Source organism: Streptomyces sp. NPDC048142, assembly GCF_043202835.1.
In the GTDB taxonomy this organism is placed as follows: domain Bacteria; phylum Actinomycetota; class Actinomycetes; order Streptomycetales; family Streptomycetaceae; genus Streptomyces.
The window spans coordinates 50,345-76,212 of the sequence record NZ_JBIDBC010000022.1 but is presented as its reverse complement, the minus strand read 5'-3'; the positions used below and the strand labels follow the sequence as shown (position 1 = coordinate 76,212).

Sequence of the window (25,868 nt, the reverse complement as noted above, 5' to 3'; positions counted from 1 at the left end):
ACGGCCCCGGCGGACGACCCGACGGAGTGGAGGACGGGTGGAACCCGACAAGGACAGCGCCCGAGGCCTGGCCCAGCTGGAAGGCTTCCTGTTGTGGAACGCCGAGGTCGAGCGGGCGCGAGGGCAGGCACGCCGATTCACCGGCCAATTGCCCTGGTTGACCACGGCGCAGCGTGAGGAGATCGAGCGAGTGTTCATCGCCGAACGTGTCACCGCGTCCCGGGAGTCGCTCATCCGTATCCGCGACCGCGCGGACGAACTGCGCGCGGAGTACACCGGGCGCTACACCCGGCTCCGCGCCCGCTGCGTCGCCGTCTCGGCCGGCGCGGTGGGTGTGGCGACCTGCCTCGGCACGGCGCTGACGCTGGTCCGTCGCTGACCCCGGTGGGCTCCGGTGCGGCCGGTCAGCGGCCGCACCGGACGATACGGGGGCGCGCGCGAGCGGAGCCGGGACGGTCAGTGCCGTACGAGACAGAAGGGGTGTCCGGCGGGGTCGGCGTACACCCGCCAGCCGCTTCCTTCGTCCCCGGCGTCGAGCAGGGCTGCCCCGGATGCCAGGACCTCCTCGTGCGCCCGCTCCTGGTCGGTGACACCGAAGTCCAGATGAAACTGCTGGGGCGAGTCCTGGCCGGGCCAACGCGGCGGCCGGTAGTCGGCCACTCGCTGAAAGGCCAGGACGAGGCCACCGGGCGTGTGCAGCGTGGACCAGTCCGCGTCGCACCCCCACCGCCGGTCGGGGCGGTCGACCTCGCCCCCGAGCAACGACCGGTAGAAGCCGGCCAGCTCCCTCGGGTCCGGGCAGTCCAGGACCACGCACTCCAGTTCAGCGATCATGGCCGCATCGTAGAGCAAGAGGTGTTTGGGGTGCTTTGAGGTGTTGGAGGTGCTTGGAGGTACTTGAGATGTACCGCCGATCATGACCGTGCTCACGACGCCTGGTGCGGCATCTCGGCACAGCGGTATCCCGGCTCCCGCCCCGCGCGGACTCAGCGGGCCCCGAACACCTGCGTCCACACCGGACCGCCGCCGGAATCCTGCTTCCCCACACCGATCTCCTTGAAGGAGCAGTTGAGGATGTTCGCGCGGTGCTCCGGACTGTCCATCCAGGACCGCATCACGTCGGCCGGGGTCCGCTGGCCCTTGGCGATGTTCTCGCCGTAGGTGGACCACCGGTACCCGGCGGCGGTGATCCGGTCGCCCGGGTTCCGGCCGTCCAGCGAGGTGTGCGAGAAGTAGTCCATGGCCTCCATGTCGGCGGAGTGCCGTTGCGCGGCCGTGTTGAGCTGATCGTTGACGGTCACCGGACCGCAGCCCTCCTTGGCCCGTTCCGCGTTGACCAGCTCGGTGACCTGCCCGGCGGTCCCGGCCGGGGCGGGCGGCGCGGGCGCAGGCGGGTCGGGCTTCGGAACCGGGGCGGCGGAGGTGGGCGCGGGCGCCGGAGTGCTCTTCCCCGGCTTCGCCTCGGGCGTATGCGAGAGGCTCGGCGACGGGGAGGCGCTGGGCGACGCGGAGGCGGACGCCGGGGGAGAAGGGGCCGCCGCCGTCGAGGCCGGCGTGGACACCTTCGAACGGGGCGCCGGAGCGTCGGCCGTGACGGTCGACGCTCCGCGTTCGTCGCCGTCGGTGTAGAGGTGTACCGCCGCGCCGCCCGTGCCCAGCGCCGCGACCGCGACCACGGCGGCGACGGCCGAGTTGCGACGGCGCCGCCGGGCCTGCGCCCGTCTGCGCTCGGCGCGCCCCGCCCCGGTGCTGTCCGCGCCCGCCCCGGGGGCCCGCAGAGGCGCTGCGGTGGCGAGCAGCTCGGGAGCGGACCCCGCTGCCGTGGCCACCGGGACCAGCGCGAGACCCACGAGCAGCCCTGCGGCGGGCACCAGCCCCGAGCCGTGGCCCGAGCACACCGTGCAATCGCGGGCGTGACGGGCCAGCCGCTTGCGCCACAGGGCGGAGGGGACACCGTCCCAGCCGGTGGTGATGTCCTCCAGCAGCACGCACGGCGGTTCGGCCGCCAGCGCGCGCACCACGACCCTCGCCGCCTCCAGCTGGGCCTTCATCCGCTGCACCCGTACGGCGGTGTGCTGCGGGGAGAGCGCGAGAGCGGCGGCGACCTCGGCCCGGGACAGATGGCCGGCGGTCTCCAGCCACCACAGGGACAACAGCGCGCGGTCGTCCTCCTCCAGCCAGCGCGTCGCCTCCGCCACCTGCCGCCGCTGGCCGGTCAGGCCGAGCTTCAGAATCGTCACCTCGACGAAGTCCGCGCGGGGATCCGGCAGGTCGTACGCGGCGTCCAGCCGGTCCGCCGGTATCCCACCCGACTGTCTCTCGCGCCAGTGCGTGCGAATCTCGTTCATGGCTATCGCCACCAGCCAGGAACGGAAACGCTCCGGGTCGCGCAGTTCGGGCAGGCCCCGAAGCATGTGCAACACGGTCTCCTGCACCACGTCGTCCACGTCTGCATGACCCTCCAGCGCACGTCCGACGACGTTGTACAGCAGTGGCAGGTACGCCGAGACGAGCTGGTCCTGGGCGCGCTGGTCGCCGCCCTGCGCCGCCGCGATCAAGACCGTCGGGTGATCCTTGCCCATGCTGTGCTCACTCTTCCGGGGTCGGGTGCTGTCACTTCCCACACTCGGGAGATGGGGTGCGGGCGGGACGATAACAAGAATCCGGCGGGCAACCCCGGAAACTTCCCGCCGGCCGCTGCCCGCTGCCCTCCGCCGACGGGCCCCGCAGGGCCGGACGCGGCGCTGTGTGCGGAGGGCCCGGCGCACCGCACACCGGTCCGTGCCACGGAAGGTGATCCGTGGCACGGACCGGTGTGCGGGATGGGCGGCGGACGGTCCGGCGGCCGCCCGGTCGCCGGCGGGGCCGACTCAGGTGCGGGGCGGCTCGTCCTGGTCGCGGTCCGTCCCGAACTGCTGCTTCAGCTTGTCCTGGGCGGTGTCGACGTGACCCTCGTACTTGCCCTTCGTACGGTCGTCGACCATGTCACCGGCCTTCTCGACGCCCTTGTCGACCTGACCCTCGTGGCCCTTGAGCATCTTCTTGATCTTGTCCAGTGCGGACATACGTCCTCCTCCTCGACCCTGCACCCCCACACATCAAGGGTCACCGCACCGGGCCCGGTCCGCATCCGCGCCGGGAGACGGCGAGGACGCGCGCGGGCGGGCCCGGGGCGGGCGGGAAGTGTGAAGCCGCGCCGACGGGGCACATACCGGTTGACCAGGAGGAGGTGGTGGCAATGGGCCGCATCCGAGTCGTCGTCCGTCGTCCCCCGCCCCCTTCGGGGCCGCCGCCGCTCGATCTGCGCACCCCGTCGGGCCGCCCCCTGCCGTACTGACCCGGTGCCGCCCCTAAGGACTGTCCGGGTGGGGACCGCCGTCGAGCGGGCCGTGCCGCCGCGGTCTGTCCTCGTACCGTGCCGCGGGCGGCCCCGGCAACGGAGCGAGCTGCTCCACCAGGGCCTCCAGCTCATCGACGGCGTTCTCCGTCTCACGGCGGATGTTCTTGTGCTCCGCGACGGTGGCCCCGAGCAGCAGCGCGGTGAGCGCGACGCATCCGTTGAGCAGCGAGAGATTGGCCATGATCTGTATCAGGCTGTGCCCCGCGAACGGCCCCAGGGCATCCGTACCGGCGAGAATGGCGAACACCGAGACGACCAGGGCGCACGGCGCGCTGCCGGGCAGCTGGAAGCGCAGGGCAGCCCAGATGATCACCGGGAACACCAGATAGATCACCGACATCGAGCTGCGCGTGGCGATCAACGACGACACGACCACGACGACCGCGAGAACCGAGGCCTCCAGCCACCGGTCGGTCCTGCGCGGCCACCGAGCCCCGCGCAGGACCAACAGCACGGGGGTGACCACCAGGACCCCCATCACGTCCCCCGCCCACCAGGACGACCAGACCAGCCAGAACCGTCCCGGCGGGGCCTTGCCGTCGAGCAGCAGCGTGAAACTCCCGATGGTGGCGCTGATCAGCATCCCCGCGAACGCGCCGAGGAAGACGAGACAGACCCCGTCCCGCAGCCGGACCAGCTCACTGCGGAAGCCCACCCTCCGCAACAGCGCGTACGAGAAGAGCGGCGCGACCGTGTTGCCGAACATGATGGCCAGACGGCTCACGGTGAACGCGTCGCCGAGCTCGGAGACCGTGACCAGTGTGCCCAGCGCGATGCCGGGCCAGATCCGGACACCCAGGCACAGCAGCGCGGCCAGTGCGATGCCGGTGGGTGGCCACAGCGGGGTGACGACCGCGCCGTCCACGACGACCTGGCGCATCAGCCCGAGCCGCCCCGACAGGTAGTAGGCACCGGCCACGCCCAGGACCTGCGCCACGTACACGGCCCGACGTCTGGCTTCCTTGCTGCGGATCACACCACTCATCAGACACCGCCCGCGGCGGGAGTCGGCAGGTGACACGCGCGGCACCGTCCGGTGTCACCGCGGCCCGCGCCGGGCGGCGGCATGCCGCAGGACCAGTACGGCGGCGTCGTCCTCGTGCCCCGTCAGCTCCGCCGCGCCCAGGACTTCGTCGGCCAGCTGGACCGCGCTCGCCCCGACGTGCGCGGCGACCAGCTGCCGGACCCGCTCGAGACCGTCCTCGATCAGCAGCGACGGTCCCTCGACGACCCCGTCGGTGAGCAGCACGATCGCCCCGTCGGAGTCCAGGGTGCGCCGGGTGACGGGGTAGCCCTCGCCGGGCTCGATGCCCAGCGGCATGCCGCCCGGGTCCTCCGTGACGCCGGACCGGCCCTCCGTGGTGGCCCACACGCACGCCACGTGCCCGGCCCGCGCGCTGTGCAGTTCCCAGGTCGTCGGGTCCAGCCGCAGGAAGGTGCAGGTCGCGAAGAGTCCCGAGTCCACGGACAGCAGCAGATCGTTCGTCCGGCCCAGGACCTCGCCCGGATCGGACGCCGTGCCCGCGATGGCCCGCATCGCGATGCGGACCTGGCCCATGAAGGCGGCCGCCTCGACGTCATGACCCTGTACGTCGCCGATGGCGAAGCCGAGAGCCCCGTCCGCGAGCGCGAAACCGTCGTACCAGTCGCCGCCGATGTCCAGACCGTGGCGGGCGGGCGCGTAGCGTGCCGCGGACTGGAGACCGGGGAGCGTGGGCAGGGTCGCCGGAAGCATGTCGCGCTGGAGTGCCTGCGCGAGTTCCACCCTGGCCTGATGGAACTCCACTTCGCGCCGAGCGCGGGCAGTGAGGCTCTGGAGGGTGTTGAGCAGGTCTTCGGCGCTAGCTGAGCGGGGAGTCCGACGCCGGTTCATGTGCCGCTCCGCGGTGCGTTAAGTCCCTGAATCATATGGCGGGCGTCCCTGAGCGGCGACTGCGGCGACTGCGGCGACTGTGATGACGGTGGGGACAGTGACGACGGTGGGCACTGTGATGACGGTGGGGACGGTGATGACGGCGGGTGAGGCGAGGACTTCCGCCGGCCCACGGCCGCCGAGGCTCGCTCACGACCGCCGGGCGCGGTAGAGATCGCGGAGCAGGGCGATCTCGGCGCCGTGGTGCAGCACCTCCTGATTGACCCACCAGACGATGTCGACAAAGAGATCCTCGGCGTCGCTGCCGTTCGGATACGTGCTGTACCCGACGGTGTCCAGGGCCGCGTCGTCGGCGGTGAGCAGGGCTTCGCGCCAGGCGGCCGACGCGGTCTCGAAGGCGGCCACCGCCCCTGCGGCGTCACCCGGAGTGCGGTAGCCGTCGCGCGTGAGCGACCTGCTGCCGCGCGTGTAGTCGGCACGGAGGGTGAGCATTTCGGAGAGATGGCTCAGACGCCACGCGAGGGTGGTGAACGGCGGAGGGAACGGATGCGGGGAGTCCGCCGAATCCCGGCCCCAGTCCCCGGCCCCCGCCAGAACGGTCGCCCGCGGCCCAGGGCCGTCGCCGCGACGGCGTACGGACCAGCAGTCGGGCACGGGTTCCCAGAGGTACTCGTCGTCGTCGAGCGGGGTGACGCCGATGTCGACGCCGTTGCCGCTGTCCATGACGGGCCCGGCCAGACGGCCGAGGAGCCGCTCGCAGGCGAAGTCGAACTGCTCCAGGAGAGGGATCAGGCGCGGTGGGAGGGTCATCGGTGGAGCGTGCCACAGCCGACGATCGCTCGCGCGCCCATTTGTGGGCGCCCGGCCGCCCACCGGCCCGGGTCGGCGGCCGGGCGGCGGACGGCGGGCAGCGGACGGTGGCCGGATGGACCCTCGTACCGAGCCGTTGTCAGTGCCCGGTGGGATGCTGCCCGCATGGACGAGCTGATGAGGCAGCGACGGGTGTACGGCACCGACCACGACGACCCCCACCCAGGGCCGAGGCAGGGACACGATTACCGCGAGCTGGTCGGTGGCCCGCTCGACGGGCTGCTGCTCGACGTCACCGGCTGGGGCGACGCGGACCTGCGCGACGGCGTCGGGCTGGTCACCGAGATCGGCGCCTACGGACCGGGCGGACGTGCCGAGTACGGGCCACGGTCGCCGGACAGCCACCAGTGGGACTGGCGCGGCGATGTGCGATGACGGAGGCCGGGTGGTGATGGCAAGGGCGGCAGGAATCGAACCTGCGACATACGGTTTTGGAGACCGCCGCTCTGGCCGCTGAGCTACGCCCCTTGGTTACGGGTGAAGCCTGGCACACAGCGTCCCGGGCGCCAACAGATTTACGCGGGCGCGGTGGTGAACACCGCCGTGCGGACCCCCCCCACGACGGGCCATGTGCCGATGCGATTCCTTGCCGCCGCCCTCCCAGGAGGCGCCCGGCGAGCCGTGGGAGGGGCTGCGGGCCGGGCCCGGCCGTCCGATAGGTTGACCGGTCATGTGGGCTTTGAGCGGGGTCGGGTACCGACGGCTGGGTGCGGCAGGATCTCTGGCGGTCGCCGTCGGTGGCTGGTTCGCCGGAAAGCTGCCGGTCCACGACCCCTGGGGGCTGTGGACCGACCACGGTTCCGCCACCAAGGCGGCCGCCGCCGTCCTCGCCTACGCCGGACTGACCGCGCTCGTCGTGGCCTGGTGGCAGTACGGCAAAACCGCCTCCACCGTCCGCGACACCCTCGTCACCCTCCTCTGGTGGACCGCCCCGTTCCTGCTCGCGCCGCCGCTCTACAGCGCCGACGTCTACAGCTACATCGCCCAGGGCGCGATGGTCCTCGAAGGCCACGACGTCTACACCGAGGGCCCCTCCGCCCTGGACCCGGGGGGAATCGGCGGCGACGCCGCCGCGAGCGTCGGCAACCACTGGCGCGACACCCCTGCCCCCTACGGACCGCTCTTCCTGCTGCTCTCCGCAGCCGTCGCCCGGACCACCGGCGGAACGATCGTCCCCGCCGTCCTGGCGATGCGGATCATCGCACTCGTCTCCCTCGCCCTGATCGTCTGGTCCCTGCGCCGTCTCGCGCGCGAACACGGCCGCAGCGAGAGCCGCGCCCTGTGGCTGGGAGCCCTCAACCCGCTGCTGCTGATGCACGTGGTCGGCGGCGTGCACAACGACGGGCTGATGATCGGCCTGATGCTCGCCGGCCTGGTGCTCGCCCTGCGCGGACGGTGGATCGCGGGCAGCGCCCTGATCGGCCTTGCCATGATGGTGAAGTCCCCGGCGGCCGTGGCGCTCCTGTTCATCGGGGTCCTCGTGCACGCGTCCGCGACCGGCCCTCAGTGGCGCCGCCGGGCCAAGGGGCTGCTCGCGCCCGGCCTGATCGCCTGCGCGGTCGCCGGAGGGGCGACGCTGCTCAGCGGCACCGGATTCGGCTGGCTGCACACCCAGGGCGTCGCCGCGAACATCCACACCGCACTCTCCGCCACCAGTGACCTCGGCCTCGGACTGGGATCACTGGCCCACCTGCTCCTGGACGTCGACGCGGAGCCGGTCAAGTCCGCCGTCCAGACGCTGGGCCTGGCGGCCGCGCTCGGCCTGATCCTCGTGCTGGCCCGGCGCGCGATGCGCGGCACCGTGACGCCCGCCCACGCGCTCGGGCTCTCCCTGCTCGCCCTGGTCGCCCTCTCGCCCATGGTCCAGCCCTGGTACCTGCTGTGGGGCATGGCCGTCGTCGCCGCGACCGAACAGTACGGCCGCCTCTCCGCAGCCCTGATCGTGATCTCGGCGGCGCTGGTGTACGAGACCCACCCCATGGGCGCCACCCCGCCCTACGGATTCGCCCTCGCCGGCCTCGCCGCCGTCCTCGGTACCCTCGCCGTCCGCCGGACCCCCGTTGTGCCGCCCGACGTCCGACTGCCCGGTCAGCGCGGCCCAGCGGACCCCGCAGCGGACCAGGACACCCTCGCGTCCACCGCATCCCCCGGCCCGGCTGCGCGGAGCGCCCCGTGAACTGAACCCCTCGACGGCCGGACACTTCCGGTCAGACGCCCGAGCAGACGGTTTCGGCCATCCTCGACGGGCCTGCGCGGGTGAGACGCGGCGGCTCGGCCGAGCGGGAGTAACGGTCTCTCAGGCCGCCTCGTAGTGGTGGGCCCGTCCGCCCCGCCATTCCACCCACAGCGGGTTGTCGAGTATCCGGTCCGCTTCTTCGAGGCCGGCCTCGCTCAGGAACACGATGACGTCGTGGTCGCTGTGGGCCAGCCCGAGTATCTCGTCCCGGCCTTCGTAGTGCACGGTCACCCGGCGGCCGCCCGAGGGGGTCGGACGGTGGATGACGATCGGGGGGTGTGCCATGGGTCCACCCTGCGACGGGCCCCGCCCCCTCGCATCCCCGGCCGGTCCTCTGCGCGCGCGAGCCGCGGCCGGTACGGAAAAGGTGCCCGCGCCCGCCCGGGGGCCGTGGAGACCCCCACCGCTCGGCGGCCCCGAGTTCCGCCGTTGTGGTGACGCGTACGGTGACGCGCACCGGGGAAGGGCCCCACGGGGCGGAGCCGAACCCCCAGGCGCGGCGGCCCCGCCCCGACGAGCCAGGTGCCCTCCCGGCGACGGTGACGGCCACCGGGACCTCCTCGGCCCGTCCCCGCTGCCGACCGGGCTACTCGAAGCGGGACGTGTCCCCGGCTCCGCGGCGTACGATCTCGGGCTCGTCGCCGGAGAAGTCGATGACCGTGGTCGGCTCGGTGCCGCAGTCGCCCGAGTCGATGACGGCGTCCACCTCGTGGTCGAGCCGCTCCTTGATCTCCCAGCCCTGCGTCAGCGGCTCCTCCTCGTCCGGCAGCAGCAGGGTGCTGGAGAGCAACGGCTCGCCGAGCTCGGCGACCAGAGCCTGCGTCACGACGTGGTCGGGGATACGCACGCCGACCGTCTTCTTCTTCGGATGCAGCAACTGGCGGGGAACCTCCTTCGTCGCCGGGAGGATGAAGGTGTAGCTGCCGGGCGTCGCCGCCTTGACCGCACGGAACACGTCGTTGTCCACGCGGACGAACTGGGCCAGCTGCGCGAAGTCGTGGCACACCAGTGTGAAGTGGTGCTTGTCGTCGAGGTTCCGGATCGACCGGATCCGGCCGATGGCGTCACGGTTGCCCAACTGGCAGCCCAGTGCGTAGCACGAGTCGGTCGGGTACGCGACGAGCGCACCGGACCGGATGCTGTCGACCACCGTGCTGATGGTGCGGGGCTGGGGATTTGCGGGGTGCACGTCGAAGTACTTGGCCATCCGCCGAGCTTACGCGCTCGGGCCGGAGAGGCAGGCCGCTGTGCCGGAAACAGCGAGAGGCGCCCCGCCGTACGACGGGCCGCCTCTCCTTCCGCTTGGTGCGACGGTGTGAACCGCCGGGCCGGTCAGACCGCGGCGGCCCCCACCAGCTCGTCCAGTACGTCCTCCATCGTCACGAAGCCGATGACCGTGCCCTTGTCCCCGGCGACCGCCGCGAGATGCGTACCGGCGGCACGCATCGCGGTGAGGGTGTCGTCGAGCGGGGTGTCGATCTCGACCCGGATGACGGGGTGGAGGGCGCTCGTGGGCAGCGCCTCGGTGCGCTCCGCGACGCCGAGGGCGTCCTTGATGTGGAAGTAGCCCAGCAGCCCGTCGTCGGGTCCGGTGACCGGCAGCCGGGAGAAGCCCGAGGCGACCGCGGCCCGCTCCAGCCCCTGCGGAGTGATGCCCAGGCCGACGGTGACGGTCCGGTTCAGCGGGACCATCACCTCGCCGACCGGCCGGGTCCCGAGCTCCAGCGCGTCCCGCAGCCGCTCCCCGTCGGCCGGGGCGAGCAGCCCGGCGTCGCTGGAGTCCTTCACCAGCCGCACGAGTTCGTCGTCGGTGAACACCGAGGCGACCTCGTTCTTGGGGTCGACCTTCAGCAGCCGCAGCAGCATGTTGGCGAAGGCGTTGATGCCGAAGATGACCGGCCGCAGCGCCCGCGTCAGGCCCACCAGGGACGGCCCCAGCGCCAGCGCGGTGGCGACCGGGGCGGCCAGCGCGATGTTCTTCGGGATCATCTCGCCGATGAGCATGTGCAGATACGTCGCCAGCGTCAGCGCGATCACGAAGGCGATCGGGTGGACCAGCGCCTCCGGCACGCCGACCGCGTCGAACGGCGGCTCCAGCAGATGGGCGATGGCGGGTTCCGCGACGGCGCCCAGCACCAGGGAGGAGATGGTGATGCCGAGCTGCGCGGTGGCCATGGCCGCCGACAGGTGTTCGAGGCCCCACAGGGTGCTCTTGGCGCGACGGCTGCCCTGCATGGCCTGCGGTTCGATCTGACTGCGACGGACCGAGATGAGGGCGAACTCCGCGCCCACGAAGAACGCGTTGGTGAGCAGCGTGAGCGCGCCGATGGCGAGCTGGATGGCGGTCATCGGGCGTCCTCCGGAACCAGTGCCAGCGCCGGTGCGGGCGCGGCGATCCGGACCCGGTCGGCCCGGTGGTGCTCGATGTCGAGCACGTCGAACTGCCAGCCGTCGACCTCGACCCGGTCCGTACGGACCGGGATGCGGGCCAGCTGATTGGCGAGCAGGCCGGCGAGCGTCTCGTACGGGCCTTCCGGCGCGCGGAAGCCGATCCGGTCGAGCTGGTCCAGCCGGATACTGCCCTCGGCCTCCCAGACCGGGCGCCCGTCGCCGAGCGGCTCGGCCGGTGCGAGGTCGGGGCGCTCATGGGGGTCGTGCTCGTCGCGGACCTCGCCGACGACCTCCTCGACGATGTCCTCGACGGTGGCGACCCCAGCCGTACCGCCGTACTCGTCGATCACCACCGCCATCGTCCGGTGCTTGCGCAACTGCGCGAGCAGCCGGTCCACGGGCAGCGAGTCGGGGACCAGGAGCGGCTCGGTGGCCAGCGCCGTGACCGCGGTCCGGGACCGTTCGGACTCGTCCAGGGCGAGGACGTCGCGGATGTGGACCGTGCCGATGACCTCGTCCAGGCTGTCGCGGTAGACCGGGAAGCGGGACAGACCGGTGGCCAGCGTGAGGTTGGCCGCGTCGGCGGCGGTGGCGTGCGCTTCCAGCGCCCGGACGTCGACGCGCGGCGTCATCACGTTCTCGGCGGACAGTTCCGCCAGGTGCAGGGTGCGGACGAACAGTTCGGCCGAGTCCTGCTCGATGGCGCCCTCACGGGCCGAGTGCTGGGCGAGCGCGATGAGCTCCTGCGGCGTACGGGCGGAGGCCAGCTCCTCGGCCGGCTCCAGGCCCAGCCGCCGCACGGCACGGTTCGCGGTGTTGTTGAGGTGCCGGATCAGCGGGGCGAAAGCGGCCGTGAACGCCCGCTGCGGGGTCGAGACGACCTTGGCGACCGTGAGCGGGCTGGAGATCGCCCAGTTCTTCGGGACCAGCTCACCGATGACCATGAGGACCACGGTGGAGGCCGCCACGCCGAGGAGGGTGGCGACCGTGGGAACGGCGCCGGCCGGAAGTCCGACGCCCTCCAGCGGGCCGCGCAGCATCACCGCGAGGGACGGCTCGGCCAGCATGCCGATGACCAGGGAGGTCACGGTGATGCCGAGCTGTGCGCCGGAGAGCTGGAACGTGAGCCGCTTGGCGGCCTTGAGCGCGCTCTCCGCACCGCGCTCTCCGGCCTGCGCGGCGCGTTCGAGCTCGCTGCGCTCGATGGTCGTCAGCGAGAACTCGGCCGCGACGAACACCGCACAGGCGAGTGTCAGCGCGAGCGCGAGGACAAGAAGGATCACTTCGCTCACCGTGTCACCTCCGTCCCCTGGTGAGCGGGGTCGGGGATGACACGGTTCGTACTGGGAGGCTCACCCATTGCGGTGCCGCAGCTCCTTCTCTGTTCGGGGTGTCGGGATCGACGAGTGGAAGGCGGGTGTGAACCCGCCCCGTAGATAGTAAAGGGAGCGCAAAGCAAAGGGGAGTGGCGAGTGTCACACGGAGCGCCGTCCGGGATGAGGCGCCTGTGATCTTGGTGGCCGGAACTGTGCGTAGTGGTCATGGGCTTGGGAAATCCTTTACTACCGGGGGATTCTGTCCCGGTGAGGTGTCTCACACACCCTCGATCGCCCATTCATGGCCATCCAACGGCCATCCACAGAAGGAGCGGACGCCGCACATGGTGTTCAAGAAGTTGCTCGGAGCCCTCGGGGTCGGCGGACCCTCGGTCGACACCGTGCTGGAGCCCGGACCTGCTCTGCCCGGCGGCCTTCTCTCCGGAGAGGTCCGTCTGCGCGGCGGCGGGACGGACGTGACGGTCGACCGGATCTCCCTTCTCCTCGTCGCCAGGGTCGAGATGGAGGACCAGGAGGAGGAGCAGGAGGGCACGGTCGTCCTCGAACGGTTCACCGTCGGCGGCGGGTTCCGGCTCGCGGAGGAGGCCGAACACACCGTGCCGTTCACCGTCACCCTGCCGTGGGAGACACCGGTCACCGAACTCCGCGGCCAGCGGCTGGGCCCGGTGCTCGGCATCCGGACGGAGCTGGAGATCGCGGGAGCCCGGGACAAGGGCGACCTCGACGAGCTGCGGGTGGGCCCGCTGCCCGCGCAGGAAGCGATCCTGGAGGCATTCGGGCAGCTCGGCTACGTGTTCAGGTCGGCAGACCTGGAGCTCGGCCACATCCGGGGGACCGGTCAGCAGCTGCCCTGCTACCAGGAGATCGAAATCCTCCCGCCGGCCGGCCACGCGCACGCCGTGAACGAGATCGAGGTGACCTTCATCGCCGCACCGGGCGGCCTGGAGGTCGTGATCGAGGCGGACAAGCGCGCCGGACTCTTCCACGAGGGCCACGACACGGTTCACCGCTTCACCGCCTCTCACCACGCGGCCCCGCAGACCGACTGGAACGCCCAGGTCGACGGCTGGCTGAAGGAGGTCATCGCCGGCCACGAGGGGCACGGCACGCCGTATCCGTACGGCGGCCACCACGGCGATCACCACGGCGGCCACCACGGCGATCACCACGGCGGCCATCACGGCGAGCACCATGGTGACCAGCATCGTTCGGGCCCCGGCGTGGGTGCGGTGGTGGCCGGGGTCGCGGCGGGCGTGGCCGTCGGCATCGTCGGCGGGATGGTCGCCGCCGAAGTCGTCGACGAGATCGGCGACGCCTTCGAGGACGAGGAGGGCGACGACGAGGGCTGAGGTCCTCGGCCGCAGGGGTGTGCGGTGGCGCTCAGCCGGCCGGCCGGACCGACCCGTTCGGAGCCAGCCGGTCGGCGAGAGCGTCCAGATCCGGCACGAACCAGATGTCCCGGCCCCGGTTGGCCTCGCGGACGAGGTCGGGAAGGGCTGAACTGGCCGCCAGGTGACGGCTGATGTCCCCGACGACGACCAGGCGTAGCCGGTAGTTCGCGAACTTCTGCAGGACCTCTCCGGCGAAGCCGGTGCTGAGGTCGAAGAAGCTGTCGTCCAGCCGCGTGGACGGCACCGCGACCACCTGCGCGCTCGGGAACGCGGCACCGATCAGATGGTCCAGGGCGTCCTGGACGCCGGCGATGGTCACCCCGTCGGCATCGCACACCAGGACCGGAACGCCATGGTGCTCGACGATGTCAGGCACGGGCCCTCGCCTGCCTGCTCATGGACGAAGAAGCGGACGTGGAGGCGGATGGGGAGGCGGATGGGGGCGTGAAGAGGCCGTTGTCCGGGCCGAGCAGGCCGTCGATCATGTGCAGCAGATCGGCGGTGGCGGCTGCGCCGCCGAGAATGACGATCTTCATCCGGGTTCGCTCCTTGTCGTAGACCGTCTGGATGCGCAGGGGGTCCGAGGTGTCCCGCGCGGACTGCGCGCTCGCTGTGACGAACGTGCTCAGCCGGTGCGCGGCGTCCGGACCGAGCGCGTCGATCTGCACGATGCTGGACACCTCGACGTGTCCCGGCGCGGGGATCGGCTCCGGGACCGTGTCGCCGGCCGGCCGGCCGGTCAGGGCCGCCAGATCCTCCTTGCTGATCCGGTACTGCTTGCCGATCCGGACGGCCTTGAGCCGGCCGTCACGGACGTAGTTCCGGACGGTCCGCACATGCAGACCCAGCAGCTCGGCGACCTCGCCGACCGAGTAGAGCTCACGCTCGTCATTCCCCATGAGTACGTATCATACGTCAAGCTACCGCGTTGTGCCTCCGGCGCGTCAAGACAGGGAAGATTAGGGAAGATCGAGGCCGGTGATCGCTCATTCCGGACGTACTCGGCGGGTGCGACGAGGCCCGGGACAGCAAGGTGGGAAAGGAATGGCCGCCCACGCGCCCTAGGAGTCCCATGAACCCCGGAGCCCCGCCGCCCGATCCGCGGCACCAGCGACCCGAAGGCGTCACCAGCACGACCGTCGAGGCCCTCGGGGCCCTGTCGAAGGCACTGGAGACCGCCGAGCGAGCTCGCGGCGCCCTCTACGACTTCCACCAGCTCACCGGGAGCGCCGACCTCGCCCTCGACGACGCCGTACGGCTGCTCCGCGACGCAGGGCACGCAGACCGGGCCGAGCAGGTCGAACGGGAGATCCTCGGCCGCAATGTCATTCCCGGACACTGGACGTTCCAGATCGTCGAGGAGTACAACGCCACCTACTACGACGTGTTCCGGACGATCGAACGGCAGATCAGGCAGGAGCTCGCCCAGGGCCGTGACCATCTCTACGAGGCCGAGATGAAGGCGGCCCGGCGCACCGAGGGACATCCGGACCCCACCGCCTTCTGACGGGCGATCGCGGCCCTTGGGAAGCCCGCCCTCTCCCGCCGTCACCGAACGTAGCCGCACGAGATGCGAGCCGGACCGAATCCGGTGACGCTGGGGATGTCTCGTCGATCACGACCGGGCCCGCGACGCCTGGCCCCTCCCCAAGCTCTCGGCTTCGCCCCGGGCAGGAGAGGCCCCCGTCCCTTTCGAGGCATGGCCGAAACGCCCGAATCGCTCCGTGATGAGGACGTGCCGACACGGCACGGTGCGATGCACCGCACCGGGCGCGGCGGCCCGACCGGCCCTGATCGACGTGCCGCCCCCTGGCCCGAGCTCCGGTCGCGCACGCACAGATGGTCGCCGACGGAGACCGATTACGGAGGACATCCCGATGAACCTGTACGACAGCCCGGCGGAGCGAGCCCGCCGCACCCGTGAACGCGCCGAGGAACTGGGCCGCGCCGCCGACCGGGCCACCGACCCCGAACACCGGCAGCGGCTGCGGGAGAAGGCTCTGCGGCTGCTGCGCGAGGATCCGGCGGCCGAATCCTCTCCCTCCTGAGAGCTTTCCCGCCAGGGATTGCGGGACAGTCCTTGGCCGCTGCGGGAGAAAGCCGATTGTCCGGGCGGCAGCACCCCGGTAGCGTCACGCGCCGTGACCCCGACCCTGCGCACCGCGAGGCTCCTGCTGGAGCCGTACGTCCCCGAGGACGAAGAGGACTTCGTCGCCCTGTTCCAGGACACCGAGGTGTCCCGATGGATGGGTGAGGGCCCTACGTCCGAGGCGGAGGACCGGGCCCTGTTCGGGCGGGTCTTCACCAAGGTCTACGCGCAGGACCTGTTCGCCGTCTGGGCCGTCCGCCGCGACGGGCTCCTCGTCGGGCATGCCGAGATCAAGCGGACCGACATCGTCGACGGCCACGAGATCATCTACGCTCTTGCGCCCACGGCGTGGGGGACCGGCCTGGGAACCGAGCTGGCACAGGCCGTCGTTGCCCACGGCTTCGGTACCCTCGGACTGACCGAGGTCCACGCCACGGTCGCCGCCGCGAACGAGGCGTCGCTGACCCTGCTGCACAGAATCGGCTTCGAGTACGTGAGGGACATCGAGGAGGACGACGGCAGCGCCACCCGCGTGCTGACCCGTCGCCGCTGAGACGAATACCCGTCGCTGCTGAGACAAAGATCCGCCTCCGCTGAACGAAGACCTGTCACCGCCGAACGAAGACCTGTCGTTCGAGACGAAGGCCCGTCGTTCACTCGATCATCCGTTCGGGGTTTCGGGCGGTCTGATGTCCGTCCACGACGAACCAGGCATCGACTTCCCCGTCCTCACGCCCTGACACCTCCGGGTGCCCGCAGGAGGTTCAGCCGGCGGGCGCCACGATCGCACCCTCGACACCGTGACGCTTCAGGGCGTCGGCGACGAAACCGCCCGCCTTCATCTCCTCCACGAACGACGCCAGCAGCTCCTGTGCCGCCGCCCCTCGCCCCTCCGGCACCCCCATGGCCTGCCGGATCACCATGAACCGCCCCGGCAGCACCCGTACGCCCCCGGCCCGCGCGGCCTCGGCCTCCAGCAACTGCCGGATCCCGGCGGCCACCTCGACCTCGCCCGCCCGCAGGGCCGCGAGCGCGCGAGGGGCGCCCTCCAGCCGGACGACCTCGGCCCGGCGGATCTCGCGGGTGAGGAAGAGGTCGTACGCGGACCCTGTCCCGACCGAGATCCGGGTGCCCTCGCGGTCCACCTGGCCGTTCTCGGAGACCGGGGACGGTTCCGGCACGAGATAGCTGCCCTCGACGAGGACATAGGGGGCAGTGAACCGCAGCCCCGCACCCCGGGCGGGGTCGACCGCGAAGAATCCGATGTCCGCCCGCTCGGCCCGCACCGCGTCGACCGACAGCGCGGCCCTCTCGAAGGCCGCCAGTTCGACGGGCACCCCGAGCCGCCGCCCGAACTCCCGCGCGAGGTCGACGGAGACCCCGGCCGGTTCGCCGCTCGCCGGATCCCGGTGGGCCAGGATCGGATTGCCCAGGTTGATCGAGGCACGCAGGGTGCCGCCGGGCGCGAACGCGGAGACGAGAGCGGGAGACATCGACTGCTGAGTCATGGAGCCGAGTCTACGAGCGCGCCCGCCCCGGTCGGAGGGCGTACGGGACCGGCCGCCGGCTGCGGTCACGCACCCACCGCCCCGTCCACCCCTTCCCGCAGCAGGTCCGCGTGACCGTTGTGACGGCCGTACTCCAGCAGCACGTGCACCATGACCATCCGCAGCGAGACCTCCTTCTCCCAGCGCGGCTGATGCCCCACCAGATCCAGCGAAGCGGCCTCCCGCTCGATCCGGCGCGAGGTCTCCACTTCCGCCTCCCAGGCGGCGAACGCCTCGGCCCGGGTCGAGGCGCTCGCGTCGTACGCCGCCTGGAGTCGAAGGGCTCCTGCGACCACACCATCGGGGTCGACCGGTCCTCGAACACCCTCCGGAACCACGCGCGTTCCACCTCCGCCAGGTGCCGCACCAGAGCCAGCAGCGACAAGGCGGACGGTGGCATCGACCGCTCGCGCAACTCCTCGTCGCTCAGCCCCGCGCATTTCATGGCCAGGGTCTCCCGGTGGTAGTCGAGAAAGGCCCGCAGCGTCTCGCGCTCGCTCCCCAGCAGGGGAGGCCCGATCCGCTCGTCGTTCGTCATGGTGTTTCCCCCGGTCGTGGGCCGGCCGACAGTATGACCGGTCGGCGTCCGCGACCGCGTCCGGTCGGCCTCGGCGGACGTGGGGCCCGGGATCCGACTGCTCTGAGCGGGCGGGCGGTTCCCAGCAGCATCCAGACGGCTCACTCCATGACTCTGGCCGAATTGATCATATCGATCGTTTCCCGGGGGTGTGTGTCACCCTGTCCGGCTGAACCGGCGCGCGCCTGTCGCGCCGACGTGAAGGCCCGATCGGATCGTTTCGAGCGGCAGGTGATCGATAAGGTTGTGCCCTGGCCGTACGGTCCCGGAATCCGCACACGGTGCCGCCGTCCGCGTGCGGCAGCGGGTCACCGCCGGAACACCGTCAGCCCAGAGCCCAGCTGTCTCCGAGCCCAGGGGGATCCATGAGACTGCACGTCGATCGGCGCCACGAGCGGGTGCTCGAACTCGTCCGCGAGCGTGGCAGCCTGCGCGTCGCCGAGCTCGCCGGGGAACTCGGCATGTCCGCCGTCACCCTGCGCCGTGACGTCGAGGCGCTGGCCGCCCAGGGGCTCGTGGAGCGGCTGCACGGCGCGGTGGTGTGGCCCGCCGGGCAGTACCGGCCCGCCCCCGTCGCCGCACCCTCCGCCGAAGGGCTGGTGGTGGGCATGGTGGTGCCGACCACCGAGTACTACTACGCGGACGTGGTGCGCGGCGCCCGGCAGACCGTCGAGGCCGCGGGGGCCCGGCTGACGATCGGGCTCTCCCACTACCTCCCCGACGAGGACGCCGCCCAGGCCCGCCGCCTGCTGTCCACCGGCGCCGACGGACTCCTGCTCACACCGAGCTGGGAGCGCGGCTGCCCGGAACCGGGCGAGGGCCTGTGGGCGGTGGAGCAGGAGACCCCGGTCGTCCTCGTGGAGCGCTGGGCCCCGCTCGGGCATCCGGCGGCGGGCCTGGACCGGGTGCGCTCGGACCATGCGCACGGGGCCGCCGAAGCGGTGGCGCACCTGGCCGGGCTCGGGCACCGAGGGATCGCGCTCGCCGTGCAGGACAGCCCGACCGCTCCCCGGCTCCGGATCGGGCACCGGGCCGCCGTGGAGGCATGGGGGCTGACCCCGGTTCCGGCCTCGCCGCCGGACGATGCCCCGTCGCGGTCGGAGGCCGATCGGTTCGGGCGGACGCTGGAGTATCTGTGCGAAGCCGTGGCGGGCGGCAACGTGACCGCCGCGATCGTGCACAGCGACGCGGACGCGATCGTCCTCATCCCCCGGCTCCAGGACCGGGGGGTGCGGGTGCCCGAGGACCTCGCGGTGATCGCGTACGACGACGAGGTCGCCGGCCTCGCCGACCTGCCGCTCACCGCCGTCTCCCCGGACAAGCACACGGTCGGCGCCGCCGCCGCCCGGATCCTGCTGTCCCGGCTCGGCGTGGGGGGACGCGACGGGCGCGGGGGAGGGGGAGGCGATGGCGGGCCGAGGGTCCGCCGCCCGTCGGCACCTCGACATCCTGCCCACCCTGCGGATCCGGGTCTCCTGCGGGGCGGCCGCCGCCCCCTGACGGGGAGAAGCTCCGTGCGAAGAGCCGGGCCCCCGGCCAACAGGCCCTGGGGGAGCGGCTCTTCCCCTGTCCGGGGCCAGGTGTGTGTCCATGACGGGGCCTCACGGCAGAAATGATCGATTCGATCGTCGCCGTCGCCCCCTGATCGTCGCTTTCCTCCGCCTCCAGCGCTTCCGGCGCTCGGGCCTGACCGCAGGAGCCGTCAAGTGAGCACCCCAGCCCCGCACCGGCGAACCCGCCCCCGCACTGTCCTGGCGATGAGCGGCGAGACCCGGGCGGCGATCCTGGCCCCCGCCGCCCTGGACCGGCTCACCCGCGTCGCCGACCTCGTCCCCGGCGTCCTCGTCACCGACTTCGGCGCCGACGACCCCGCCCAGCGCACCGGACTCCACGAAGCCGAGGTGTTGTTCACCGGCTGGGGCTGCCCGCCCCTGGACCCGGCGGCCCTGAGCGCCATGCCCCGGCTGCGCGCGGTCGTCCACGCCGCCGGCTCCGTCAAGCACCACATCACCCAGGACGTCTGGGACCGGGGCATCGCCGTCAGCACCGCCGCGACGGCCAATGCCTTCCCGGTCGCCGAGTACACGGTCGCGGCGATCCTCTTCGCCAACAAGCACGTCCTGGAGAGCGCCCGCGTCTACCGCGAAGCACGCTCCCGGGTGAACCTCCTCGAAAGGTTCCCCGGCGTCGGCAACTACCGCCGCACCGTGGGCATCGTCGGCGCCTCCCGCATCGGACGCCGCGTCGTCGAACTGCTGCGCCCCTACGACCTGCGCGTCCTGGTCCACGACCCCTACCTGGACGAGGCCGACGCCCGGACCCTGGGAGTGGAGCGCGCAGATCTCGACGCCCTGGCGGCACAGAGCGACGTCGTCAGCATCCACGCCCCCGAACTCCCGGCGACCCGCCAACTGTTCGACGCCGAACGCCTCGCCCTGATGCCGGACGGGGCAACCCTCGTCAACACCGCGCGCGGCTCCCTGGTGGACACCGACGCGCTGGTGAAGGAACTCGCCACCGGACGACTGGACGCCGTGCTCGACCACACGGAACCGGAGGTCCTGCCCGCCGACTCACCCCTCTACGACCTGCCGAACGTGCTCCTCACCCCGCACATCGCCGGGTCCCAGGGCGGCGAACTCCACCGGCTGGCGGACGCCGCCGTCGACGAGGTCGAACGGTACGCGCACGGCCTGCCGTTCGCCCACGCTGTGGACCCCCGCACCCTGCACCAGAAGGCCTGACCCGTACCCGTACCCGTACGAGGACGGGGGCGTGCACCGTCCTCGTCGTCACGATCACGGGCACCGGGACGAAGGCGGCACCGCTCCCGCCGACCGTTTCCGATCCTGCTCCGGGGAAAGGGGCGTTCATAGGGGGTGCTGGCCGAGCCCTTTCGTGCCTCGGGCTCGGCCACGGTGCACCGTTCAGGTTCCTCAGCCCTCGCTACGCAGCGCCCCGTCAGGGCGGCCCGGGTCGGGATCGTCGTCGATGCCGGCAGAGAACTCCGCAGCGAACCTCTCCGTGCCCAGCGCTGCGAGGGTCTTGGCTGTGATGCGGTCGACGTCGCCGCGTTCGGCCTCCGGGAGCGCGGCGCCGGAGGACTCCCGTGCCCGGCTGGCTGTGCCCAGGAGGCGGGCGGCCTGCACGGGTCGGTCCGCGAGGGCATATGCCCCGGCGAGGCCCTCGTGGGCGAGAGCCACAGCCCGGGGGTCGCCGCTGTCCCGGGCGACGGAGAGGCCCTGGCGGTGCAGGGACAGGGCCGCGGACACGTCGCCGCGTTGTTCGGCGAGAAAGCCGAGTTCGGCGAGGAGGAGTGCGGGGCCGGGGCCGAAGTCGACTTCGCGGTGCCATGTGAGGGTATTACGCAGGTGCCTCTCGGCGCGGTCGAAGTCGCCCTCGCGCCGGGCTGTGAGGGCGAGGCCGATTTCGGCGTGGATCTCGCCTGCCGCGTAACCGTGTTCGGCCGCCAGGGTCATCGCCTTGCGGTGGAGCTCGGTGGCCTGAGGGAAGTCACCGGTCAGGAGAGCGACCCTGCCCAGCCCGGTGAGCCGGTCGGCGGCTTCCGTCCAGAAGCCCAGTTCCTCGGCCAGGTGGAGACCGTCCTGATGCAGGCGTGCGGCGCGCGTGTAGTCGCCGGTGATCGCGGCCAGAGCTGCCAGTGGATAGGCGGTCTGCAACTGCCCCCAGCGGTCGCCGAGTTCCGTGAAGAGCGCGTGGCCGTCCTCGGCACTGTGGCGCACTGCGGCGAGGTCGCCGCGCAGCAGGGCCTGGGTGGCCCGGGTGCTCTGCGCCGCGGCGATGCCCCAGAGATCGCCCGCTGTGCGGAAGCCGGTCAGGGCTCGGCCCACCAGCGTCTCGCTGCGGGCCAGGTCTTCACCCGCGCTGAGCGAGGCGTAGCCGAGGAACCACATGGCTCGTGCGCCACCCGCTTCGCTGTCGACGGCTACGTCGGGCGGACGGACCACGGTGTCCTGTCCCTCCCCGGCCAGCAGGGTGAATCCCGCGTACCAGACGGCAGCTCGGGAACGGAGGGCCGTGTCCGTGTGACCGCTGATGTGCAGGGCTTCCCTCAGTGATCGCCGGGCCTCGTTCAGCCGGCCGCGCAGGAACCAGTACCAGGTCGAGGCGAGCGCCATGCGCAGGGCCCCGGGGGCATCCTTCCGCAGCACGGCGCGTTCCAGGGCCGTGCGCAGATTGGCGCTTTCGTGGTCGAGGCGGGTCAGCCGGCTCTGCTGCTCGGGCCCGTGGAGTCCGGCTGCCGCCTGTTCGGCGAGCTCGTTGTAGTAGGCCTGGTGGCGCTGTTCGAGTGCCCCGGACTCGCCTGTCTCCGTCAGGCGTTCATGGGCGTAGGCCGCGATCGATTCCGGCAGCCGGTAGCGACGGCCGTCGGTCACGGTGACAAGTGAGCGATCCACCAGGCGGATCAGGGGGTCGAGGACGTCCTGGCCGGTTCCGCCGCACACGGCCTCGGCCGCTTCGAGGGTGCAGCCATCGGCGAAGACGGCCAGACGACGCAGGAGGATCCGTTCGTCGTCGCCGAGCAGCTCCCAGCTCCAGTCGATCATCGCTCGGAGCGTTCGTTGACGCGGTGACACGCCGCGGCGGCCACCGGCAAGGAGACGGAATCTGTCGTCGAGGCGGGCGCACAGTTCGTGCACACCCAGCGCACGGACCCGGGTGGCTGCCAGTTCCAGGGCCAGCGGTATGCGGTCGAGGCGGCGGCAGATCGTCGCGACGGCCTCCGCGTTGTCCTCCGTGACGGCAAAACCAGGCGCGGCGGCCGCTGCTCGCGCGGCGAACAGCTCCTCGGCGTCGGCCTGCGGCAACGGTGGTACGTTCCACACCACCTCTGCGGCCAGGCCGAGAGGTTCCCTGCTGGTGGCCAGGACGCTCAACCCGGGTGCAGCGGCCAGGATTCGGCGTACGACGTCGGCCGCCGAGTCGATGACGTGCTCGCAGTTGTCCAGGAGCAGGAGGAGTCGCCTCGAACGCAGGGCGTCCTCCAGCCCCAGCGCCCCCTCTTCCCGTATGCCCAGGGCGGCGCTGAGCTGCTCGGCCACCTCGGTGGATCCGGCGAGTTCGACCATCCGTACGCCGTCGGGGTAGGCGCCGGCTGCACGGCCGGCCGCCTCCTCCGCCAGGCGGGTCTTGCCCACCCCGCCGGGCCCGGTCAGTGTCACCAGCCGGTGGACGGTGAGGAGTTCACCCAGCGCGGGCAACGCTTCCCTCCTGCCGATGAGGCCGGTCAGCGGAGCCGCCAGGTCGCCGTACCTCCGCTTCGGGGAGGCGGGAGGCGGCTGAAGGGCGGCGTCGTGTTCGAGGATCCCCTGGCGCAGGGCGGCCAGTTCGGGGCTGGGGTCCACGCCCAGCTCCTCGGCCAGCTGCTTGCGCAATGCGTCGTACACGGACAGCGCTTCGGACTGCCGCCCGGCCCGGTACAAGGCACGCAGTTGGGCGGCGCGCAGCCGCTCCCGCAGCGGGTGGCGGACCGCCAGCTCGCCCAACTCTCCGATCAGCATGTGATGTTGGCCCAGTTCGAGGCGGGCCTCGGCCAGCGCCTCCAGGGCGGTGAGTCGCTGCTCGGCGAGGCGTTCGGCCGCGGTGCGCAGGAACTCCAGGTCGCCCAGGCCGGCGAAGGCTTCTCCCGTCCACAGCTCCAGAGCTTCGGTCAGCAGATCCGCCCTGATGCGCGCGTCCTGCGTGCCGTAGGCGATGGCGGTCAGGTCGGTGAACCGGCGGGAGTCCACATCCTCGGGGCCGATACGCAGCAGATACCCCGGCGGCCTCGACTCCACCAGCGTCTCGGCCCCGGGTTCGACCCGCGCCAGGGCGCGGCGCAGTCGCGAGACCTTTGTCTGCAGGGCACCAGCGGGATTTCCGGGCAGCCGCTCACCCCATAGATCGTCCACGAGCCGGTCGGCCGAGACGGGCTGTCCCGCGTGGACGAGCAGAGCGGCCAGCAAGGCGCGCACCTTCGCCTCGGGGACGTCGACCGTGTGGCCGGCAGCTGTCCGGACAGTGAGCGGCCCGAGCACCGAGAAGTACATGGCTGCACGGTATCGGGCCGACCGACAGCGGACCGACAGAGTTCCGCCAGCACTGGTCGGCACAGTGAGGACACACCGAACGAACCGTCCGGTGCGGTCAGCGGAGAAGCAAGGAACCAGGAGTCACTTCATGTCGGAGAACGCGAACCACGAGCAGTCCATGGTGTCGGTGATCGGCCTGGGACAGATGGGGACCCGGCTCGCCCAGGCATTCCTCGCCGCCGGCTACGCCACGACCGTATGGAACCGGACCGCCGCGAAGGCCGACGCACTCGTCGCCCAGGGCGCCGTCCGTGCGGCGACCGTCGAAGAGGCGGTCGCCGCGAGTCCCCTGGTCGTGGTCTGCCTGCCGGACTACGCAACCGTGAGCGATCTGCTCGGCCCGGTGGCACCGCGCATGCGCGGGCGGGTTCTGGTGAACCTGACCTCCGGCACTCCGGAGGATGCCACCGGGATGGCCGCCTGGGCGGCCGGGCACGGCGCCGACTACCTCGACGGCGCGGCCATGAGCGGTACACGTCTCGTCGGGCGGCCCGAGGCGCTGTTCGTCTTCAGCGGTTCGCCGGAGGCTTTCGCCTCCCACCGGCCGGTGCTGGCGAGCCTGGGCAACGCTGTCCATCTCGGCGCCGATCCGGCGCTGGCCCCGGTGTACGACACCGCGCTGTTCGGCATGGCCTGGGGGGCGCTGGCGGGCTTCTACCACGCTGTCGCCCTGGTGGGCTCGGCAGGCGTCGACCCGGCAGCCTTCGCGGCGGTGGCGACGGAACACATGCCGTTCGTCACCTCGCTGATGGCCGACCACTCCCGCCAGATCAAGAACGGCGTCTTCCCGGACGACGACGGCACCGTGGAGGTGCACGCCGCAGCGATGGAGCACCTCCTGGACACCAGCCGGGCCGGCGGCCTCGGCACCGACGTGCCGGAACTGATCGGGAGCCTGCTGGACCGGGCGGCGGCCACCGGACACGGCTCCAGCGGCATCGCCAGCGTCATCGAGACGATCACGAAGGGCGAGCGGAGTGCCTGAACAGACCAAGCCCCACGTCACGGTCCTGGGCCTCGGCCGCATGGGCGCCCCTATCGCCTCTGCGCTCCTCGACGCCGGCTACTCGACCACCGTATGGAACCGCACCGCGGCGAAAGCCGACGCACTCGTCGCACAAGGTGCGATCCGCGCGGCCACCGCCGCCGATGCGGTCGAGGCCGGCTCACTGGTGATCGTCCCGCTCCTCGACCACGCCGCGGTCCGGCAGGCCCTCGGCCCCACGGCCTCCATCCTGCAGGGCCGCACCCTGGTCAACCTCGCCAACAGCACCCCCGACCACGCCCGTGAACTGGCCGCCTGGGCCGCCGGGCACGGCGCCGACTACCTCGACGGCGCCATGATGGCCCTCCCCGAGACCGTCGCCACCCCGGAGGGCTTCTTCCTCTACAGCGGTTCCCAGCATGCCTTCACCACGTACCGGCGCGAACTGGAAGTGATGGCGCCGGCACACTACTTCGGCACCGACCCCGGTTCTGCGGAGATCCATGACCTGGCCCTGCTGGGTACGGGATACGCGGCCCTCACCGGATTTCTGCACGCCGCGGCACTGCTCGACCCGGTCGGTACCACCCCTGAGGTGTTCGCCCCGCTGGCGGCCCGATGGCTGCACGGGATGGCCGAGTTCCTGCCCGAACTGGCGCGCGAGGCAGGACAATCGGCGTATGCGGGCGGAGTCTCCACGGTCGACCTCAACCGGGCCGGGGTCGACAGCCTCATCCAGCTCAGCAGGGCCAGCGGAATCGCCACCGACGTCCATGAGCCGCTGAAGGCCCTGCTCGACGAGCGGTCGGCCGATGGCCACGGGCAGGACAGCTTCTCCAGCGTGTTCGAGCTGCTGAAAGCACGAGGCACTGCGGAGCAAGGGACGCAGAGCGCGGGACGACCGGACGACGGGCACTTCTGACGGGAGGCGACTCCGCCCTGACACAGGTTCGCTCTGGCCTCACCGGCTTCTGAGGCGGCCTCTCCGCGCGGAGTGCGTGGGCCGGTCGCCCGTCGCCGAGGTGGCCAGGTCCCGATCCGGGCGGCTGTTCATGTCCAGCTCGAACCTCTTGTTCGCGG

Annotated in this window: 24 protein-coding genes, 1 tRNA gene and 2 pseudogenes; 11 read left to right on the top strand and 16 right to left on the bottom strand. The window is 71.7% G+C overall.

Translation table 11 applies throughout. The annotated features are described in order from the left end of the window. Nucleotides 1-37 precede the first annotated feature (37 nt). A complete protein-coding gene (locus ACGF2Y_RS25075; RefSeq protein WP_392951512.1) occupies nt 38-379 on the top strand; it encodes a hypothetical protein in 342 nt (113 codons plus the stop codon). A gap of 77 nt (nt 380-456) precedes the next feature. On the opposite strand, the gene ACGF2Y_RS25070 is transcribed toward ACGF2Y_RS25075, so the two are convergent. The 6 genes from ACGF2Y_RS25070 to ACGF2Y_RS25045 all read right to left on the bottom strand — a co-directional run bounded on the left by ACGF2Y_RS25070 (nt 457) and on the right by ACGF2Y_RS25045 (nt 6,083). Continuing rightward, nucleotides 457-834: a VOC family protein gene (locus ACGF2Y_RS25070; protein ID WP_392951509.1), complete on the bottom strand. Its 378-nt coding sequence runs from the start codon at nt 832-834 to the stop codon at nt 457-459. A 152-nt stretch (nt 835-986) separates the two neighbouring features. Next, nucleotides 987-2,582, bottom strand: a complete 1,596-nt coding sequence (locus ACGF2Y_RS25065; RefSeq protein ID WP_392951506.1) for a sigma-70 family RNA polymerase sigma factor — start codon at nt 2,580-2,582, stop codon at nt 987-989. A gap of 288 nt (nt 2,583-2,870) precedes the next feature. Further along, a complete protein-coding gene (locus tag ACGF2Y_RS25060; RefSeq protein WP_392951503.1) occupies nt 2,871-3,065 on the bottom strand; it encodes an antitoxin in 195 nt (64 codons plus the stop codon). A gap of 285 nt (nt 3,066-3,350) precedes the next feature. Then, on the bottom strand, nt 3,351-4,376 hold the full coding sequence (locus tag ACGF2Y_RS25055) for an MASE1 domain-containing protein (protein ID WP_392951501.1): 1,026 nt from the start codon (nt 4,374-4,376) through the stop codon (nt 3,351-3,353). Between the two features lie 63 nt (nt 4,377-4,439). Continuing rightward, nucleotides 4,440-5,273 carry a PP2C family protein-serine/threonine phosphatase gene (locus tag ACGF2Y_RS25050; RefSeq protein ID WP_392951498.1) on the bottom strand — a complete coding sequence of 278 codons (834 nt, stop codon included), beginning with the start codon at nt 5,271-5,273 and terminating at the stop codon, nt 4,440-4,442. Between the two features lie 189 nt (nt 5,274-5,462). Next, on the bottom strand, nt 5,463-6,083 hold the full coding sequence (locus ACGF2Y_RS25045) for a DinB family protein (RefSeq protein ID WP_392951495.1): 621 nt from the start codon (nt 6,081-6,083) through the stop codon (nt 5,463-5,465). A gap of 165 nt (nt 6,084-6,248) precedes the next feature. On the opposite strand from ACGF2Y_RS25045, the gene ACGF2Y_RS25040 reads away from it, so the two are divergent. Next, nucleotides 6,249-6,518, top strand: a complete 270-nt coding sequence (locus ACGF2Y_RS25040) for a hypothetical protein (RefSeq protein WP_392951493.1) — start codon at nt 6,249-6,251, stop codon at nt 6,516-6,518. Nucleotides 6,519-6,535: 17 nt separating this feature from the next. On the opposite strand, the gene ACGF2Y_RS25035 is transcribed toward ACGF2Y_RS25040, so the two are convergent. Beyond that, a tRNA-Trp gene (locus ACGF2Y_RS25035) sits at nt 6,536-6,611 on the bottom strand. Between the two features lie 202 nt (nt 6,612-6,813). Between ACGF2Y_RS25035 and mptB the strand changes: the two genes are divergently transcribed. Continuing rightward, complete coding sequence (gene mptB, locus ACGF2Y_RS25030) at nt 6,814-8,319, top strand: polyprenol phosphomannose-dependent alpha 1,6 mannosyltransferase MptB (protein WP_392951490.1); 1,506 nt, start codon at nt 6,814-6,816, stop codon at nt 8,317-8,319. Between the two features lie 120 nt (nt 8,320-8,439). On the opposite strand, the gene ACGF2Y_RS25025 is transcribed toward mptB, so the two are convergent. The 4 genes from ACGF2Y_RS25025 to ACGF2Y_RS25010 all read right to left on the bottom strand — a co-directional run bounded on the left by ACGF2Y_RS25025 (nt 8,440) and on the right by ACGF2Y_RS25010 (nt 12,062). Continuing rightward, a complete protein-coding gene (locus ACGF2Y_RS25025) occupies nt 8,440-8,664 on the bottom strand; it encodes a hypothetical protein (RefSeq protein ID WP_392951487.1) in 225 nt (74 codons plus the stop codon). Nucleotides 8,665-8,965: 301 nt separating this feature from the next. Then, nucleotides 8,966-9,586 (bottom strand): L-threonylcarbamoyladenylate synthase, encoded by a 621-nt coding sequence (locus tag ACGF2Y_RS25020; RefSeq protein ID WP_392951485.1) that lies wholly within the window; start codon nt 9,584-9,586, stop codon nt 8,966-8,968. Nucleotides 9,587-9,711: 125 nt separating this feature from the next. Beyond that, nucleotides 9,712-10,728 carry a hemolysin family protein gene (locus ACGF2Y_RS25015; protein WP_392951484.1) on the bottom strand — a complete coding sequence of 339 codons (1,017 nt, stop codon included), beginning with the start codon at nt 10,726-10,728 and terminating at the stop codon, nt 9,712-9,714. Beyond that, nucleotides 10,725-12,062 (bottom strand): hemolysin family protein, encoded by a 1,338-nt coding sequence (locus tag ACGF2Y_RS25010; RefSeq protein ID WP_392951481.1) that lies wholly within the window; start codon nt 12,060-12,062, stop codon nt 10,725-10,727. The genes ACGF2Y_RS25015 and ACGF2Y_RS25010 overlap by 4 nt, the downstream gene beginning before the upstream one ends. 368 nt (nt 12,063-12,430) lie before the next feature. On the opposite strand from ACGF2Y_RS25010, the gene ACGF2Y_RS25005 reads away from it, so the two are divergent. Further along, a complete protein-coding gene (locus tag ACGF2Y_RS25005) occupies nt 12,431-13,456 on the top strand; it encodes a sporulation protein (protein ID WP_392951478.1) in 1,026 nt (341 codons plus the stop codon). 31 nt (nt 13,457-13,487) lie between these two features. On the opposite strand, the gene ACGF2Y_RS25000 is transcribed toward ACGF2Y_RS25005, so the two are convergent. Together ACGF2Y_RS25000 and ACGF2Y_RS24995 are read right to left on the bottom strand one after the other, a co-directional pair. After that, a complete protein-coding gene (locus ACGF2Y_RS25000; RefSeq protein WP_392951476.1) occupies nt 13,488-13,874 on the bottom strand; it encodes a DUF4180 domain-containing protein in 387 nt (128 codons plus the stop codon). Then, a complete protein-coding gene (locus ACGF2Y_RS24995; RefSeq protein ID WP_392951473.1) occupies nt 13,867-14,397 on the bottom strand; it encodes a helix-turn-helix domain-containing protein in 531 nt (176 codons plus the stop codon). Before ACGF2Y_RS24995 ends, ACGF2Y_RS25000 begins: the two co-directional genes overlap by 8 nt. Before the next feature lie 173 nt (nt 14,398-14,570). On the opposite strand from ACGF2Y_RS24995, the gene ACGF2Y_RS24990 reads away from it, so the two are divergent. The 3 genes from ACGF2Y_RS24990 to ACGF2Y_RS24980 all read left to right on the top strand — a co-directional run bounded on the left by ACGF2Y_RS24990 (nt 14,571) and on the right by ACGF2Y_RS24980 (nt 16,140). Next, a complete protein-coding gene (locus ACGF2Y_RS24990) occupies nt 14,571-15,005 on the top strand; it encodes a hypothetical protein (RefSeq protein WP_392951471.1) in 435 nt (144 codons plus the stop codon). A gap of 370 nt (nt 15,006-15,375) precedes the next feature. Next, nucleotides 15,376-15,546: a DUF6381 family protein gene (locus ACGF2Y_RS24985; protein WP_392951469.1), complete on the top strand. Its 171-nt coding sequence runs from the start codon at nt 15,376-15,378 to the stop codon at nt 15,544-15,546. A 93-nt stretch (nt 15,547-15,639) separates the two neighbouring features. Beyond that, nucleotides 15,640-16,140, top strand: a complete 501-nt coding sequence (locus ACGF2Y_RS24980) for a GNAT family N-acetyltransferase (protein ID WP_392951466.1) — start codon at nt 15,640-15,642, stop codon at nt 16,138-16,140. A gap of 211 nt (nt 16,141-16,351) precedes the next feature. On the opposite strand, the gene ACGF2Y_RS24975 is transcribed toward ACGF2Y_RS24980, so the two are convergent. Beyond that, nucleotides 16,352-17,095 carry a transporter substrate-binding domain-containing protein gene (locus ACGF2Y_RS24975; protein ID WP_392951464.1) on the bottom strand — a complete coding sequence of 248 codons (744 nt, stop codon included), beginning with the start codon at nt 17,093-17,095 and terminating at the stop codon, nt 16,352-16,354. A 65-nt stretch (nt 17,096-17,160) separates the two neighbouring features. Then, nucleotides 17,161-17,672, bottom strand: a pseudogene (locus ACGF2Y_RS24970) (DinB family protein). A gap of 404 nt (nt 17,673-18,076) precedes the next feature. On the opposite strand from ACGF2Y_RS24970, the pseudogene ACGF2Y_RS24965 reads away from it, so the two are divergent. Together ACGF2Y_RS24965 and ACGF2Y_RS24960 are read left to right on the top strand one after the other, a co-directional pair. Beyond that, nucleotides 18,077-19,211, top strand: a pseudogene (locus ACGF2Y_RS24965) (substrate-binding domain-containing protein). Between the two features lie 257 nt (nt 19,212-19,468). Then, nucleotides 19,469-20,455 (top strand): hydroxyacid dehydrogenase, encoded by a 987-nt coding sequence (locus tag ACGF2Y_RS24960; RefSeq protein ID WP_392951462.1) that lies wholly within the window; start codon nt 19,469-19,471, stop codon nt 20,453-20,455. A 192-nt stretch (nt 20,456-20,647) separates the two neighbouring features. On the opposite strand, the gene ACGF2Y_RS24955 is transcribed toward ACGF2Y_RS24960, so the two are convergent. Beyond that, nucleotides 20,648-23,761, bottom strand: coding sequence for a BTAD domain-containing putative transcriptional regulator (locus ACGF2Y_RS24955; RefSeq protein WP_392951460.1), 3,114 nt, complete (start codon nt 23,759-23,761; stop codon nt 20,648-20,650). On the opposite strand from ACGF2Y_RS24955, the gene ACGF2Y_RS24950 reads away from it, so the two are divergent. Together ACGF2Y_RS24950 and ACGF2Y_RS24945 are read left to right on the top strand one after the other, a co-directional pair. Continuing rightward, nucleotides 23,760-24,788 carry an NAD(P)-dependent oxidoreductase gene (locus ACGF2Y_RS24950; RefSeq protein WP_392951458.1) on the top strand — a complete coding sequence of 343 codons (1,029 nt, stop codon included), beginning with the start codon at nt 23,760-23,762 and terminating at the stop codon, nt 24,786-24,788. The two genes, ACGF2Y_RS24955 and ACGF2Y_RS24950, sit on opposite strands and share 2 nt — an antisense overlap. Further along, the gene (locus tag ACGF2Y_RS24945; RefSeq protein WP_392951455.1) at nt 24,781-25,710 is read left to right on the top strand and encodes an NAD(P)-dependent oxidoreductase; all 930 of its coding nucleotides are present in this window, start codon (nt 24,781-24,783) and stop codon (nt 25,708-25,710) included. Before ACGF2Y_RS24950 ends, ACGF2Y_RS24945 begins: the two co-directional genes overlap by 8 nt. Nucleotides 25,711-25,868 lie beyond the last annotated feature (158 nt).

Bases quoted from the DNA above. Each gene is read 5' to 3' on its own strand.
- ACGF2Y_RS25070 (WP_392951509.1), bottom strand. From the start codon at position 834: ATGATCGCTGAACTGGAGTGCGTGGTCCTGGACTGCCCGGACCCGAGG.
- ACGF2Y_RS25065 (WP_392951506.1), bottom strand. From the start codon at position 2,582: ATGGGCAAGGATCACCCGACGGTCTTGATCGCGGCGGCGCAGGGCGGC.
- ACGF2Y_RS25060 (WP_392951503.1), bottom strand. From the start codon at position 3,065: ATGTCCGCACTGGACAAGATCAAGAAGATGCTCAAGGGCCACGAGGGT.
- ACGF2Y_RS25050 (WP_392951498.1), bottom strand. From the start codon at position 5,273: ATGAACCGGCGTCGGACTCCCCGCTCAGCTAGCGCCGAAGACCTGCTC.
- ACGF2Y_RS25045 (WP_392951495.1), bottom strand. From the start codon at position 6,083: ATGACCCTCCCACCGCGCCTGATCCCTCTCCTGGAGCAGTTCGACTTC.
- ACGF2Y_RS25040 (WP_392951493.1), top strand. From the start codon at position 6,249: ATGGACGAGCTGATGAGGCAGCGACGGGTGTACGGCACCGACCACGAC.
- mptB (WP_392951490.1), top strand. From the start codon at position 6,814: ATGTGGGCTTTGAGCGGGGTCGGGTACCGACGGCTGGGTGCGGCAGGA.
- ACGF2Y_RS25025 (WP_392951487.1), bottom strand. From the start codon at position 8,664: ATGGCACACCCCCCGATCGTCATCCACCGTCCGACCCCCTCGGGCGGC.
- ACGF2Y_RS25020 (WP_392951485.1), bottom strand. From the start codon at position 9,586: ATGGCCAAGTACTTCGACGTGCACCCCGCAAATCCCCAGCCCCGCACC.
- ACGF2Y_RS25015 (WP_392951484.1), bottom strand. From the start codon at position 10,728: ATGACCGCCATCCAGCTCGCCATCGGCGCGCTCACGCTGCTCACCAAC.
- ACGF2Y_RS25005 (WP_392951478.1), top strand. From the start codon at position 12,431: ATGGTGTTCAAGAAGTTGCTCGGAGCCCTCGGGGTCGGCGGACCCTCG.
- ACGF2Y_RS24995 (WP_392951473.1), bottom strand. From the start codon at position 14,397: ATGGGGAATGACGAGCGTGAGCTCTACTCGGTCGGCGAGGTCGCCGAG.
- ACGF2Y_RS24990 (WP_392951471.1), top strand. From the start codon at position 14,571: ATGAACCCCGGAGCCCCGCCGCCCGATCCGCGGCACCAGCGACCCGAA.
- ACGF2Y_RS24985 (WP_392951469.1), top strand. From the start codon at position 15,376: ATGAACCTGTACGACAGCCCGGCGGAGCGAGCCCGCCGCACCCGTGAA.
- ACGF2Y_RS24975 (WP_392951464.1), bottom strand. From the start codon at position 17,095: ATGACTCAGCAGTCGATGTCTCCCGCTCTCGTCTCCGCGTTCGCGCCC.
- ACGF2Y_RS24960 (WP_392951462.1), top strand. From the start codon at position 19,469: ATGAGCGGCGAGACCCGGGCGGCGATCCTGGCCCCCGCCGCCCTGGAC.
- ACGF2Y_RS24950 (WP_392951458.1), top strand. From the start codon at position 23,760: ATGGCTGCACGGTATCGGGCCGACCGACAGCGGACCGACAGAGTTCCG.
- ACGF2Y_RS24955 (WP_392951460.1), bottom strand. From the start codon at position 23,761: ATGTACTTCTCGGTGCTCGGGCCGCTCACTGTCCGGACAGCTGCCGGC.